The organism is Demequina salsinemoris (assembly GCF_000974805.1).
In the GTDB taxonomy this organism is placed as follows: domain Bacteria; phylum Actinomycetota; class Actinomycetes; order Actinomycetales; family Demequinaceae; genus Demequina; species Demequina salsinemoris.
In genome coordinates this window covers 534651-548326 of record NZ_BBQZ01000001.1, presented here as the reverse complement: position 1 = coordinate 548326, position 13676 = coordinate 534651, and the positions used below count along the sequence as shown (strand labels likewise).

13 protein-coding genes are annotated in these 13676 nt (G+C 71.8%); 3 read left to right on the top strand and 10 right to left on the bottom strand.

Annotation, left to right across the window (positions count from 1 at the left end; all coding sequences use genetic code 11):
- Window positions 1–41: 41 nt before the first annotated feature.
- Genes AOP78_RS02520 through AOP78_RS02510 form a run of 3 tightly spaced genes read right to left on the bottom strand, consistent with a single transcriptional unit; the run spans window position 42 to window position 2375 of the window.
- Window positions 42–482, bottom strand: coding sequence for a DUF6912 family protein (locus AOP78_RS02520; protein WP_062201105.1), 441 nt, complete (start codon window positions 480–482; stop codon window positions 42–44).
- A gap of 4 nt (window positions 483–486) precedes the next feature.
- Complete coding sequence (locus tag AOP78_RS02515; RefSeq protein ID WP_083979717.1) at window positions 487–1758, bottom strand: CpaE/TadZ family protein; 1272 nt, start codon at window positions 1756–1758, stop codon at window positions 487–489.
- Complete coding sequence (locus AOP78_RS02510; RefSeq protein ID WP_062201102.1) at window positions 1758–2375, bottom strand: CpaB family protein; 618 nt, start codon at window positions 2373–2375, stop codon at window positions 1758–1760. Before AOP78_RS02510 ends, AOP78_RS02515 begins: the two co-directional genes overlap by 1 nt.
- Window positions 2376–2485: 110 nt before the next feature.
- Here AOP78_RS02510 and AOP78_RS02505 point away from each other — a divergent pair, with 110 nt between their 5' ends.
- Window positions 2486–2695, top strand: coding sequence for a helix-turn-helix domain-containing protein (locus tag AOP78_RS02505; protein WP_062201099.1), 210 nt, complete (start codon window positions 2486–2488; stop codon window positions 2693–2695).
- Between the two features lie 20 nt (window positions 2696–2715).
- Here the strand turns inward: AOP78_RS02505 and AOP78_RS02500 are convergent, their stop codons facing one another.
- Window positions 2716–3234 carry a hypothetical protein gene (locus AOP78_RS02500; RefSeq protein ID WP_062201095.1) on the bottom strand — a complete coding sequence of 173 codons (519 nt, stop codon included), beginning with the start codon at window positions 3232–3234 and terminating at the stop codon, window positions 2716–2718.
- Window positions 3235–3443: 209 nt separating this feature from the next.
- Here AOP78_RS02500 and AOP78_RS14655 point away from each other — a divergent pair, with 209 nt between their 5' ends.
- Together AOP78_RS14655 and AOP78_RS02490 are read left to right on the top strand one after the other, a co-directional pair.
- On the top strand, window positions 3444–4166 hold the full coding sequence (locus AOP78_RS14655) for a LysM peptidoglycan-binding domain-containing protein (protein WP_066730224.1): 723 nt from the start codon (window positions 3444–3446) through the stop codon (window positions 4164–4166).
- Window positions 4163–4612 (top strand): Rv3235 family protein, encoded by a 450-nt coding sequence (locus tag AOP78_RS02490; protein ID WP_062201091.1) that lies wholly within the window; start codon window positions 4163–4165, stop codon window positions 4610–4612. The genes AOP78_RS14655 and AOP78_RS02490 overlap by 4 nt, the downstream gene beginning before the upstream one ends.
- A gap of 169 nt (window positions 4613–4781) precedes the next feature.
- On the opposite strand, the gene secA is transcribed toward AOP78_RS02490, so the two are convergent.
- The 6 genes from secA to mtrA all read right to left on the bottom strand — a co-directional run bounded on the left by secA (window position 4782) and on the right by mtrA (window position 13559).
- Complete coding sequence (gene secA / locus AOP78_RS02485) at window positions 4782–7646, bottom strand: preprotein translocase subunit SecA (protein ID WP_062201088.1); 2865 nt, start codon at window positions 7644–7646, stop codon at window positions 4782–4784.
- 150 nt (window positions 7647–7796) lie between these two features.
- The gene (gene hpf / locus AOP78_RS02480; protein ID WP_062201083.1) at window positions 7797–8462 is read right to left on the bottom strand and encodes a ribosome hibernation-promoting factor, HPF/YfiA family; all 666 of its coding nucleotides are present in this window, start codon (window positions 8460–8462) and stop codon (window positions 7797–7799) included.
- Between the two features lie 132 nt (window positions 8463–8594).
- Window positions 8595–9296 (bottom strand): ComF family protein, encoded by a 702-nt coding sequence (locus tag AOP78_RS15380; protein ID WP_062201079.1) that lies wholly within the window; start codon window positions 9294–9296, stop codon window positions 8595–8597.
- 182 nt (window positions 9297–9478) lie between these two features.
- The gene (locus AOP78_RS02470) at window positions 9479–11221 is read right to left on the bottom strand and encodes an LpqB family beta-propeller domain-containing protein (RefSeq protein ID WP_062201075.1); all 1743 of its coding nucleotides are present in this window, start codon (window positions 11219–11221) and stop codon (window positions 9479–9481) included.
- Window positions 11218–12861 (bottom strand): MtrAB system histidine kinase MtrB, encoded by a 1644-nt coding sequence (gene mtrB, locus AOP78_RS02465; RefSeq protein ID WP_062201072.1) that lies wholly within the window; start codon window positions 12859–12861, stop codon window positions 11218–11220. Before mtrB ends, AOP78_RS02470 begins: the two co-directional genes overlap by 4 nt.
- A 14-nt stretch (window positions 12862–12875) precedes the next feature.
- Window positions 12876–13559, bottom strand: coding sequence for an MtrAB system response regulator MtrA (gene mtrA, locus AOP78_RS02460; RefSeq protein WP_062201678.1), 684 nt, complete (start codon window positions 13557–13559; stop codon window positions 12876–12878).
- Window positions 13560–13676 lie beyond the last annotated feature (117 nt).

Here is a 13676-nt window from a genome sequence, read left to right as displayed (position 1 = left end):
GAGCGTCCGCTGTGGCTCCGCTCTGGCTCCGATCGACCCGCTCAGACGAGCGCGATCGAGGCGATCTCGCTGACGTCGTACCAGAGGAGGTCGCGGTCGCTGAGCCTCTCGACGGCGGATTCGTCGTCCGCGAGCGCGCCCGCGATGTCGGGCTCCGCCTCGGGCTCGTCGACGAAGACGCATGCGAGCGAGTCCCGCGGGACCACGTCTCCGAGCACCACCGCAGCCGGGTGCTCATCTGGGGCAGAACGCACGTCCGAGCGAGGAAGATCCGCGACGACGACCACCCGCAGCGGCGAGCGCATCGCGAGCGCCGACCGCATCGCCGCGACGTGGATCACCTCCTCCGCGACCTCGTCGGGGTCGAGCTGCGGCGCGAGCTCGAGCATCCGCTCGGTGACGGCGAAGGCCGTGCCCGGATCCCACGAGCCGGAGGCGATCTCGCTGAGCTGGCCGACCGTGGCGGGGATGTACACGCGCATGCTCTCAGTCTGTCACCCCGGCCCGGACCGGGCGGGGCTGGACGAGCGTGTCGGGCGAGTCCTCGGCGTCCGACGTGACGGCGGCGGCCTTGCGGATCTCGACGGCGAGACCCGCGAGCGCGCGCACCACGGCTGACCGCGACCTCGTCTCGCGCAGGGACCGCCCAGACAGCGCGGCGACGTCGCAGGTCCGCGGGTCGTCGGGGATCGGCCATACGGCCTCCACGCCGGCGAACCTGCGCAGCGCGTCGGCGACGGCCCTCTCGGGACGAGGCCCCGCGACGGAGGAGCGGACACGATTCACGGCGACGATGCGGCGGGCGCTCGCCGCATGCCCCGACTCCTCGAGCTCGCCGACCGCCTGCACGAGCCGCTGGATCCCCAACGGCTCCGCGCGCCCCACCACGACGACGATGTCCGCGGCCTCGAGCGCCGACAGCGTCGCGGCGTTGCGCTGAGGCGCGTGCGTGTCATAGCTCAGCGCCTCGTCTCGTTCGAGCGAGAACCCGCAGTCGATCACGACGATGTCCGCGTTCGCGCGCAGCATGTCCCACACCGGGTCGAGCGCGGCTCGCGAGAGCTCGGGCCAGCGCTCGGCGCGGGTGATCCCGCCGAGCACCCGGAGCCCGTGAGCGACCCTGACCGCGTACCTCTCCATCACGTCGTCGCCGAGAGATCCGCCGACCGAGGCCCGCGCAAGCGCCGCGAGCCCTGGAGCCTCGTCGAGCAGGCCCAGGGCGTGCGCGACCGCGCCGCCGTAGGTGTCCGCGTCGGCGCACACCACGTCCGCTCCCGCGCGCGCGAGCTCGACCGAGAGATTGACCGCGAGCGTCGTCCGCACCGGCGCCCCGGTCGGACCCCAGACCGCGACCACGGCGCCGTCGTTCCCGACCCTTGGCTGCTGCACCGGGACCGGCGCGCGAGGCGCGTCCCCGTCCGCCGCGGCGAGCACCGCCGCCGCGACCTCCACCGCATCGGCCTCGGGCCCCACGAGGGACTCGAGGCCGAGTGCGCGCAGGTGGTCCGCAGCGTCGGCGCCGGAGGGCGCTCCGACGACGACGGCCCCGCTCGCCATCAGCTGCGCGAGCGCGTCGCGATCGAGGTGCGGCTGCTCGGACACCAGGGCGACGGCGCCGAGCCCCGCATGCAGCGCCGCGACAGCCTCGACCAGGTCGGCGCATCGTCGCGTGACGACGATGTCCGGGTGACCGTCCAGCGCGGCCGCCAGGGCTGCCTCGCGGGCACCGCGTACGGCGAGGACGACCGTGACCCGCATCAGCCCGCGAGCCCCACCACGGAGAGGTCGCCGTCGACCGCGATCGCGTCGAGGAACCCCTCCATCTCGTCCGCGGGCACCACGACGTACACCGTCTCCACGCCCGTGCCCGCGAAGGAGCCGTCGTCTCGGTCCACCGCGTCGACCACGAGCGACTGCGCGACCAGCTCGGACGACGGCCCGTCGTCGTCCGTCACCGTGAGCCAGACGTCCACGAGGCTGCCGCGATCGATCGCCTCGGCGATCGGTCTGGTCGTGCGCACCGCCACGGGTCGCCCGGTGAAGTCCTCAGCCTCGGCAAGCGCCTCCGCGGGGAGCAGCTCGCCTTCGCCGACCGCTCGGGTGACCACCTGCCCCCAGGGCTCCTCCGCGGCGCCGACGTAGGCATCACCGTCCACGCGCACGTGCGCGACCGCGAGATCGCCCTCGTCGAGCACCGCGCCGGGCACGAGGTCGTCGACGGCGACGTAGACGGGAGCGGTGCGATCATTGGCACGGACGAGCGAGACGACGCCCGCGACCGAGGCCGCGATGAGGACGAGGCCCACGAGCAGTCGCGGGTCCCGCCACCCCGGGCGGGCCAGCCTGCCCACCGTCATCCCGGTCGTCGTCGCCATCCCGTCCCCCTTCTTGGCGCTGGGCTCCCATGGTGCCCGGTTGCACCGGGTGACAACAGTGCCTGTGGACAAACCATGCCGAACACGCCCAATTGGTTCAGAATGGACGCATGACCCAGCGCTTCCTCACCCTCGCGGAGGTGCAGGAGGTGCTCAGCATCTCCTCCCCCCAGGCGTACGCCTTGGTGCGCACCGGAGAGCTGCCCGCGATCCAGGTCGGCGGCCGAGGGCAGTGGCGGGTCGAGACGAGCGAGCTCGAGGCCTACATCTCGCGCCAGTACGAGGCCACTCGCGCGAAGATCGCGGCCGGCCACGACTGACCCGCCCGCGCTCCGGCCCGTCACGTCGCGAGGGACGAGACCTCGAGGATCGCGAAGAACGGCACCGTCACCGGCGCGCCGGCATCAGGGTCGATGAGGTCGACATGATCGGCGCCGACTCCCCCGAGCAGCCCTCGGTGCTCGCCGCCCTCGACACGCACCACCACGCGAGCTCGATCGCGGGACAGCACGCGCAGCGCCGAACCGAGCGACAGCCGTCTCTCCACCTCCGTGAGAGGCGCCACACGCCGCGGCAGCCCCGAGACGGCGGCCACCGCGGCCATCGGGACGAGTCGCTGGACGGTCGCCGAATCCAGCAGCAGCCATTGCGCGGCGACGTCGACGAGAGCCCCGTGCGCCTGTCCCCCTCCACGCAGGGAGATCACGATGCCCGACCCGCGCGCACCCATCAGCCGCGAGGCAAGGTCCACCGCCGCGCGCTCGGCGCGGGTGCGCTCGGCCACCTCGAGCGCGAACTGACGCGACTCCTCGGCGGCCATGCGGCCCTCGAGGTCCGCGAAGAGCCGACCCCATCTCATCGCCCCACAGTAGCGAGACCGAACGGGAGCGACCTCTATCCACCCAGCGCCAATTCGTGCAAACTGGACATATCCACCGAAGCGCGCTATATCTAGTGATGCCAAACATCATCAAACGACATGACGCGGGGGGCGACATGACGGAGAAGAGGCGCCTTAGGGGCGTGGAAGGCACGGGGTGGGGTCAGCCGAGGGGGACGGCGGAGACCATGTCCGTGCATCGAGGGGGAGCTGTCGTCGCCGTCGCGGCGACGCCCGCGGCGGCCTGGCTGCTCGGCCGCCTCGCCTGGGACCTGGCCATCGACGCGGGCTCACCCGGCGCGGGAGTGGACGCGCTGGTCGCGCCTGCGATCGTCGCGCTCGGCGCGGTGGCCTCCGGGTACCTCGCGGTGACCGCGCTGATCATGATCGCGGCCGGCGCGGGAGGCACGATGCCTCGGTGGGCCAGGATGCTGGCGCCGCGGGCATGGCGACGACTCGTCGCGACGGCGGCCGGGGCCTCGCTGTCCGCGGGGCTCGCCGTACCCGCGCTCGCCGTCGATTCGGCACCGGGGTGGAGCGCTGCGGGCGTCGCGTCGATCGTCGACGCCGGCCCGGGGTGGGTGACGTCGGACGTCGAGGACGGCGCGACCATCGTCGGCCTCGCTGACGCCGCACCCGGGTGGGCCGGCTCCGGCGCCTCCACTGGCGTCTCCACGACCGAGGCCGCCGCGATGGGCGCAGCTTCGGAGACGGAGACTGCGGCGACGATCACGGTCGAGGCCGGCGACTCGCTGTGGGACCTCACCGCCGCCCTCACCGGAGACGGCGCCGCGCAGGTCGCCGCCGCGTGGCCGCTCCTGTACCGGGAGAACCGCGACGTGATCGGAGACGATCCCGGCGCGATCGTGCCGGGTCAGGTCCTCCGCATCCCCGAGGAGCTCGCACGATGAGCGCGCAGCCGATCGTGGCCGGGGAGGCCACCGCCCGTCCGCTGGACGCTGGACCCGTCATCAGCGCACGTCCCGCGGGCGCGCCCGCCAGGAGGTCTCCGTACGACCGCAGGCGTCGTCCGCTGGGCGACCCGTCGCCGTTGGCGTGCACGCTCGCCAAGGCCGCTCTCGAGGCGGTGCATGGCGCGCCGACGCTCGACTCGCTCACGCGCTGGGTCGACCCGAAGGTCGTCGCCGCCCTGTCGAAGCAGCATTCGCTCGCCCGCCGGTCGGGCACGGCCATCGCCGGCTCGGCGCAGATCGTGCGCGCACGCGTGTGCAGGGTCGCACTCGGCGCCGCCGAGGTGAGCGTCGTCGCACGGCACGGAGACCGCGTCCATGCGCTCGCCCTCAGGCTCGAGGACAGGCAGGGCCGCTGGGTCGCCACCGTGATCGACGTCGGCTGAGGGCGGACGCGAAGGAGGGCGGTCGACTCCTCGTCGACCGCCCTCCTTCGTCGGCGTCAGGCGCCGTCATCCTTCGTCATGACCACGAACCAGGCTCGCAGTGCACGACCTCTTCAGGAACCGCACCCGAGGACTGAAGCCGGGCCGCGCGGGCGCACGGCCCGCGCGATCACGCCTCGTTCTTGCCGTGGCACATCTTGTACTTCTTGCCCGAACCGCACGGACACGGCGAGTTCTTCGGCGTACCGGGGAACGTCGCGCCATCGGACTCGGCCTTCTTCGCGGCTCCCGAGGTGTCGGCCTTCGCGCCCGACTCCTTCACGACCTTCGCCGAGCCGTCCTCGGAGGGACCCGAGTACGTCAGGGCCGACATCGTCATCTGCATCCCACCGTTGTTGCCGGTGGTCGTGCCACCAGCCGCGGCCACGCGACGACGCGGCCCGCCGGAGGACGCCGGCGCAGCCGCCGCGGGAGCCTGGGAGGCCGTCGCCGCGGCAGAATCCGGGGTGACGGCCGGGCCCGCACCCTCGGGCGCCTGCGGCTCGCGACGCTCGACGCGGTACAGCACCTGCGTCGCCTGACGCTTGATGCCGTCCGTCATGGCCTCGAAGAGCCCATAGCCCTCGCGCTGGTACTCGGTCAGCGGATCGCGCTGACCCATCGCGCGCAGCCCGATGCCCTCCTTGAGATAGTCCATCTCGTAGAGGTGCTCGCGCCACTTCGCGTCGAGGACCTGGAGAAGCACCTGACGCTCCACCGTGCGCATCACCTCGGGCTCGATGCGCTTCTCGACCGCGTCGTACTGGACGCGAGCGTCCGCGACGAGCTCACGGGTCAGGAAGTCCGTCGACAGGCCGACGACGCCGCCCGCCTCGTCGACGACCTCATCGATCGTGAGCGACACAGGGTAGATCGTGCGCAGGTCCTTCCACAGCGCCTCAAGGTCCCACTCGTCGGGAGCACCGACAAGCGTCGCCGCGCGCACGTACTCGGTGACGACGTCGGAAGCGAAGCTCTCGATCTGATCGCGCAGGTCCTCACCGTCGAGAACCTTGCGGCGCTCGTCGTAGATCACGGTGCGCTGCGCGTTGAGGACGTCGTCGTACTTGAGGATGTTCTTGCGGATCTCGGCGTTGCGTCCCTCGATCTGCGCCTGAGCGGAACGGACGCCGCGCGTGAGCACGCCGGACTCGATCGGCATGTCGTCGGGCAGGGCGCTCGAGTTCATCATCTGCGCCGCGATGCCGGACTGGAACATCCGCATGAGCTCGTCCTCGAGCGACAGGTAGAAACGGGACTCGCCCGGGTCGCCCTGGCGTCCGGAACGGCCGCGAAGCTGGTTGTCGATGCGGCGGGACTCGTGCCGCTCGGTGCCGAGCACGTAGAGCCCGCCGGCCTCGAGCACACGGTCGTGCTCGGTCTCCACGGCGGCCTTCTGCTCCTCGAGCACGGCGTCCCAGGCGGCCTCGTAGGCCTCGGGGTCCTCGTGCGGGTCGAGGCCGCGGTCGGCCATCTCCTGCACCGCGCGGAACTCGGGGTTGCCTCCGAGCATGATGTCGGTGCCGCGGCCCGCCATGTTGGTCGCGACCGTCACCGCGCCCTCGCGGCCCGCCTCGGCGACCACGGACGCCTCACGCTCGTGCTGCTTGGCGTTCAGGACGTTGTGGGCGATGCCGCGCTGACGCAGCTCCTTGCTGAGCTGCTCGGACTTCTCGACCGACACCGTGCCGATGAGCACCGGCTGGCCGTTCTTGTTGCGCTCGAGGATGTCCTCGACGAGCGCGTCGAACTTCGCCTTCTCGGTCTTGTACAGCAGGTCGGCCTTGTCCTGACGGACCATCGGCTTGTTCGTCGGGATCGGGATGACGCCCATGCCGTAGGTGGCGTGAAGCTCGGCCGCCTCGGTCTGGGCGGTTCCGGTCATGCCCGAGAGCTTCGTGTACTGGCGGAAGTAGTTCTGGAGCGTGATCGTGGCGTAGGTCTGGTTCTCCGCCTTGATCGGGACGCCCTCCTTGGCCTCGATCGCCTGGTGGAGACCCTCGGAGTAGCGACGGCCCTTGAGGAGGCGACCGGTGTGCTCGTCGACGATGTCGACCTCGCCTGCCTGGACGACGTACTCGCGATCGCGGTGGAACAGCTCCTTGGCCTTCACCGCGTTGTTGAGGAATCCGATGAGCGGCGTGTTCGCCGGGTCGTACAGGTTCTCGATCCCGAGCGCGGCCTCGACCTTCTCGATGCCGGGCTCGAGCATGCCGACGACGCGCTTCTTCTCCTCGACCTCGTAGTCCTCGTCGACCTTCAGCTCGCGTGCGATGCGCGCGAACTCGACGTACCAGCGGGCGTTGTCGCCCTGCGCGGGGCCGGAGATGATGAGCGGCGTGCGAGCCTCGTCGATGAGGATCGAGTCGACCTCGTCGACGATCGCGTAGTGGAAGGCGCGGTGCACGAGCTGCTTCGCGTCGAGCGCCATGTTGTCGCGCAGATAGTCGAAGCCGAACTCGTTGTTGGTGCCGTAGGTGACGTCGGCGGCGTACTGCTCGCGACGCTGCTCGGGCGTCTGCCCCGAGAGGATGCAGCCGGTCTCCATGCCGAGGAACCGGAACACGCGGCCCATGAGGTCGGACTGGTAGCTCGCGAGGTAGTCGTTGACGGTGACGACGTGCACGCCCTGGCCGTCGAGCGCGTTGAGGTACGCGGGCAGGGTCGCGACGAGGGTCTTGCCCTCACCGGTCTTCATCTCGGCGATGTTGCCGCCGTGGAGCGCGGCGCCACCCATGACCTGCACGTCGAAGTGACGCAGGCCGAGCGTGCGGCGAGAGGCCTCACGGACCGCTGCGAACGCCTCGGGCATGAGGGACTCGAGGCTCTCGCCCTCGGCGCGGCGGCTCTTGAAGTCCTCCGTGAGGGCCTTGAGCTCGTCGTCGCTCATCTCGAGGTAGTGCTCCTCGAGGGCGTTGGTGAGGCTCACCACCCGCTCGAGCCGCCGGATCTGCCGGCCCTCGCCGAAGCGGATGACTCTCTCGAAGATGCCCACCGGTGAACTCCCTGCTGTCGTTGCGGTACCCCGAGCAAGCGTAGTCGCTCCCGATTGTGGGGAGGCACCTGTCTCGCCAGGAGCGGAACGCGGGCGGGATCCGTGGGCGCCGCTCCGGGGCCGCGACGATCGTCGCGGCCCCGGCCGCGGTCAGGCGCTCTCGCGCTCGGCGGACTCGAGAGGCTGCGCCTCGGCGAGGTGGATCACGCCGTAGGTCCAGCCACGACGCCGGTAGACCGCCCCCGGCATGCCGGAGTCGGAGTCGAGGAAGAGGTAGAAGTCGTGGCCGACGAGCTCCATCTGGTCGATGGCCTCCGCCACCGTCATCGGGACGGCGGTGTGGGTCTTGGAACGGATCAGGATCGGGGTGCCGTCGATCGGGACCTCGCGGGTCGCGCCCTCGGGCGCGCCGTCCCACGGCTCGACGCTCGAGGCGGCGTGCGGCGCCGAGCCGTCGCCGGTGGGCGCGAGCGCCGGGTCGGCGGCGACGGAGTGAAGACTCGGTGTCCCCTGGTGGCGGTGCGCCTTGCGCTCATGGAGCCGGCGCAGCTGCTCGAGCAGGCGGGCCGACGCGGCGTCGAACGCGGCGTGGCGGTCCATGGCGGAGGCCTCGGCCCTCACCACTCCCCTGCCTCGCACGGTGATCTCGACACGCTCCTTGTCGTCCGCACGCTTGGGATTGCGTTCGTGGACCACGTGGACATCCACTCGCGTCGCGCGCGGCGCGAGGGCCTCGACCTTCTCCATCCTCTCGATGATCCGCTCGCGCAGATCGTCGGCGACCTTGGTGTGGCGTCCTGTGATGGCGATGTCCATGACGGTGTCCTCCTCTGTGGGATGAGAGTGGCCCCGGCCAGCCGGGCGGGGCAGGGTGACTGCGGCGCCTCGAGCGCCTGCGGCATCACCTCCCTCATCGAAGGGATCCGACGTTCATCGTCTGGGTAGATCTCACCTTAGCCCCCGTGCGGCTTCGCCCGCCACACGCCCGACCGCCGCGAGCGCGACGGCGCCGACCACGGGGCTGCCGCGCTCCTCGAGGGCCGCCGAGCATGCGGCAAGAGTCGCCCCTGTGGTGACCACGTCGTCGATCAGCAGCACCGGATCGCCTGGGGTCAGCGACCCCGTCACGCGGATAGCGCCCCGCATGCCACGCCACCGATCGATCGCGGACCCGCCGCGCTGCTCCCCCGCCCCGATCGCGAGCGCGGTGTGCACCCGTGCCGGGACCCCGCCCTGCTCGAGCCCGTCGGACACGGCTCGCGCGAGCAGGAGGGGCAGGTCGACGCCGCGCCGCCGCGTGCTCGCGGCGCGAGCGGGAGCGGGGACGACGCGCACGGTCCGTCCCAGCGCCGCGAGGTGCGGCGCCACCTGCCGGCCAGCCCGGCGGGAAGCATCGGCGAAGAAGCCGTCCAGGTCGCGTCTGCCGCCGTCCTTCCAGGCCGACACCATGCCGTGAGGCGAGCCGACGAGCGTCGCGACGACCCATACCGGCAGCGCGGCCCTGCCGTGCACGTCGAGGCGCGCGGCATCGGGCTCGGCGCGCCACACGGGCTCCCACCATGGCGCCGCGCACGCGTCGCAGCAGCGCACGTCCTCGCGCCCGCATCCGGGGCACGCGACGGGGACGACGGCCCTCGCGACGTCCCGCATCGCTCTCCGTCCGATCCCGGCCACCACGCCATCCACTCACGGCTGACCGTCGTCCCTCCCGCGAGGGACGAGAGACGGGGAGGACGACGCGACCGCCGTGGGCTGGGGACGACGGGGCGGCGTCGCGTTGCGCGAAAGTGCCGACGACGCAGTGGACGTCGACGGCAGAGCAGACGTCGGGCTCAGCCCGCGTAGGCGAGCTCGTCCACCCCGGAGACCACGGACGTCCATCCGGAGCCCGACCTGGCCTGCGCCCCGGACTCGGGGTCGACGACCGTGAGCGACGTGGTGCCGCTGCGCGCGGTGAGGGATGAGGAGTCGACGGGCGCCGTCATCGTCTCGGTGAACCCTCCCACCGTGGACAGCCAGACCGGGGTCGTGCCGCCGTCGACGCTCACGCCCAGCGCCGCCACCGTCGTCGAGTCGACCCACGCGACCTCCGCGATCGCGCTCGACGACACCCCGACCTGGAGCGGCTCGGTGAGAGCCACCGGGGTGCCGGACTCGTCGCGCACGAGCCCCGTCACCTCAAGCACCGGCTGACCGGCGACCGTCGAGGCGATGAGCAGCCTGGCGCCGTCCCGGGAGACCGCGACCGCGCGGATCCGCCGTGCCTGCAGCCACTCGGCCTCAAGCGTGACAGGATCGCCCCCGGCCGCCGCCGTCGGGTAGGCCATCACCGCGCCGCCACCCGCCTCGGCCGTCCAGAGCCACCCGTCGACGTCATACGAGGGATCCACCAGGGCGGTCCCCTCGACCACCGTCGTGGTCTCCAGGCTCCCCGTCGGCTCGGCGCCGTCCGCCGACGCGTCCACCAGCTCCGCCATCCCACCCGCGAGCACGTCCGTCACCACCAGCCTCGACCCCCCGACCAGGAACGCGACCTGGTCTCCCGAGTACGACAGCGCGAGTCCGCGTGCGCGCGCGGGCAGCGCCCCCGCCTCGTCCGAGGTCACCTTGAGCTCCGTGCCGTCCCACAGCCCGAGGCGAGAGCCCACGATCGTCGCGGCGACCTCGGAGGGGACCTCGGCTGCGCCGAGCGCGTAGCCCGACGCGTCGGCGGGCACGCCGCCGACCGTCACCTCGACGGACGTGACGTCCGGAAGCGCCGACAGCGTCCTCTGCAGCTGAACCACCGCAAGACCCTCCTGCGCCTCGGCCGTCGCCGCGTCCGAGGCGAGGCGCACCGCAGCGACGCCGTCCGTCACGACCACCGAGTCCACCTCGAGCGACGCGCTCGTCGAGAAGCCGGACATCACGGCGTCGGACAGCCACGCCGACGGCCCGAGGACGAGCTCCTGCGCAGCGCTGGTCGCCACGTTCTGCCGGGGGAACCACCTGCTCTCGATCACCTCGGTCGACCCGTCGGCGGTCGCGAACACCAGGCCGACGCGTCGGAAGAGGCTCTCGAAGTTGGCCTCCGCGAGGAGCGCCCCGTCCTCCAGGTCGTCGATGCGCCACTCGCCGTCCTCCTGGACGAGAGTGAAGTCGAGGATCGCCTCGGCGCCATCGGCGGCCTCGACCAGGCGCCCGTCGCCGTCGATGGTCGCGGCCACCGGAACGGTGTAGGCCGCCGTCGTGCCGTCCTCGCTCCACTCGGGTGTCAGAGCTCCCGAGCCGAACACCGTGGTGCTCGCGGAGGGGTCCCAGTCGCGGCTCGCATCGGCGGTGAGGTACTCGCGCGCCACCGAGAAGTCCGAGTTGAAGCCCTGCGCGAGCGCACGGAGGAAGCCGTTGACGATGGCCTCCTGAGTCGCGCCCACCACCGGCCCCTCCGCGAGCGGCAGGATCGTGTCCTCCTCGGCGATGGTGGTGACGCCCTCCTGCACCGGCCCCGAGTCGGGGATCGACGCGCAGCCGGCCAGCAGCACGGCCGCCGTGAACGCCGCGCCGAGCCTGGTGACGATGCTGCGCCGCGCCCTCATGCGTCGCTCCTCGTGCCGTCCAGACCGACGGTGCGAGGCGTGCGCCGCGGGTTCCTTCGACCACTTGTGGACAGAGCCGGGAACTCCTCGGGACGCATCGCGAGCGGCAGGACCGGCTGGGTCCCGAGCCCGCGCGAGGTCCGAGGCAGGCTGAGCCGGAAGGCCGCGCCCTCTCCGGGAGATCCCCACGCCTCGAGCCGCCCCTCGTGGAGAAGCGCGTCCTCGCGCGCGATCGACAGACCGAGCCCGGTGCCGCCCATCGTGCGGGCGCGAGCGGGGTCGGCGCGCCAGAAGCGGTCGAAGACGCGGTCCACCTCGTGGGGCGTGAGCCCGAGCCCATAGTCGCGGACCACCACGGCGACCCCGCGCGAGTTCGAGGCCACGCCGACGTCGACCGGCCCGCCCTGCGCATGCTCGACGGCGTTGGAGAGCAGGTTGCGCACGATGCGGCTCACGCGCGGACGATCGATGGAGGCACGATGCGGGCCGTCCGTCGCCCACAGCCGCACCTCGACACCCAGGTCGGAGGCCGGAGGCGTGATCGCCTCGACCTCATCGGCGACGATGTCGGCGAGCTCGGTGTCCTCGAACTCGAGCTGCGCGGCGCCCGCGTCGATGCGGGACATCTCCAGCAGATCGGACAGCAGCAGCTCGAACCGATCGATCTGGGTGTTGAGCAGCTCGGCGGAGCGCGCGACCTCGGGAGGGAAGCCGTCCTTGGCGTCGTAGAGCAGGTCAGCGGCGATCCGGATGGTCGTGAGCGGGGTGCGCAGCTCGTGGGATACGTCGGACACGAAGCGGCGCTGCACGCGGGACAGGTCCTCCATGCGGGTGATCTGACGCTGGAGGGACTCCGCCATCTCGTTGAACGTCTTCGCGAGCGTCGCCATCTCGTCGGCCCCGCGCACCGTCATGCGCTCGGACAGCAGGCCGTCGGCGAGCCTCGAGGCCACGCGGGCCGCCTGCCTCACCGGTCGCAGCGCCTGCAGCGTCACGAACCAGGCCTGAAGCAGCACGAGCCCGATCAGCACCGCGCCACCGACCACGAGCGCCTGCTCGACGAGCGCGAGCGTCTCCTCCTCGGCTTCGAGCGAGTACACGAAGTACAGCTCATAGTCCCCGGCGTCGCGCAGCCGGATCGGGGCGCCGACGACCACGCCGGGCAGCCCGTCCGGAAGCTCGACGTACTGCCAGGGCTGAGTCATGCCGTCGGCGACCGCCTGCCGCATCTCGTCGGAGACCACCGCGACGAGCGCCGCATCGGACGCACCGGTGGTGAGGATGAGGTCCGTCTCGTTGTCCTCGGCCTGGAGCAGCACGAGCCCGCGAGACTCGCCGCTCACCGTGATCAGGGACTCATAGACCGTGTTCGCGAGCGTCTGGAGGTCACCGGGAGTGGCCGCGGTCGAGGACTCGATGTACTCCTGGGCGCTCGCGGCGTCCTGCGCCGACTCGGCGAGGATGCGATCCACGCGGGTCTCGACCAGCCCGTCCCGGATCTGCGACACGACGACCGCGCCGAGCACGACGACCGTCAGCACGCCGACCACGAGCACCGTCGACACGACGCGCAGCTGCATCGACCTGCGCCACTTGCGCGCGCCCCTGCGCACCGGCACCGCGAGCCGCAGCACGGACACGCGCGCCGACCGCCTCACGACGTCTGACCACCGGCCTTGTAGCCCACGCCGCGGACGGTCAGCACGATCTCGGGGTTCTCGGGGTCCTTCTCGATCTTCGCGCGCAGGCGCTGGATGTGGACGTTGACGAGGCGGGTGTCCGCCGCGTGGCGGTAGCCCCACACGTCCTCGAGGAGGACCTCGCGCGTGAAGACCTGGCCCGGCGCGCGCGCGAGGGTGACGAGGACGTCGAACTCGAGCGGGGTCAGGGGGATGACCTCGCCGTCGCGCGTGACGCGGTGACCGGTCACGTCCACGTCGAGGTCGCCGATCCGCAGGCTCGTGGGGGCACCGGTCTCGTTGCGGCGCAGGCGCGCGCGGACGCGCGCGATCAGCTCGCGCGGCTTGAACGGCTTGGGGATGTAGTCGTCGGCGCCGGACTCGAGCCCGAGGACGACGTCGACGGTCTCCGACTTCGCGGTGAGCATGACGATGGGCACGCCGGACTCGGCCCGGATCTCCCTGCAGATGTCGATGCCGCTGCGACCGGGAAGCATGAGGTCGAGGAGGATCACGTCGGGCTGCTCCGCGCGGAACACGTCGACCGCCTGGTCGCCGTGGTCGCAGAACAGCGGTTCGAAGCCGTCGCCGCGCAGCACGATTCCGATCATCTCCGCGACAGCCGGATCGTCGTCGACCACCAGGATGCGTGCCGTCATGCGGACCATCTTGCCACGGTCACGACGCAGGACCTTCGCGGCTCGGCGGGGCGCAGGGGAGCCCTGTGAGGATCTGCCGCCGGAGAGGGGTCGCATGGCAGGATGGGCGGGATCGAA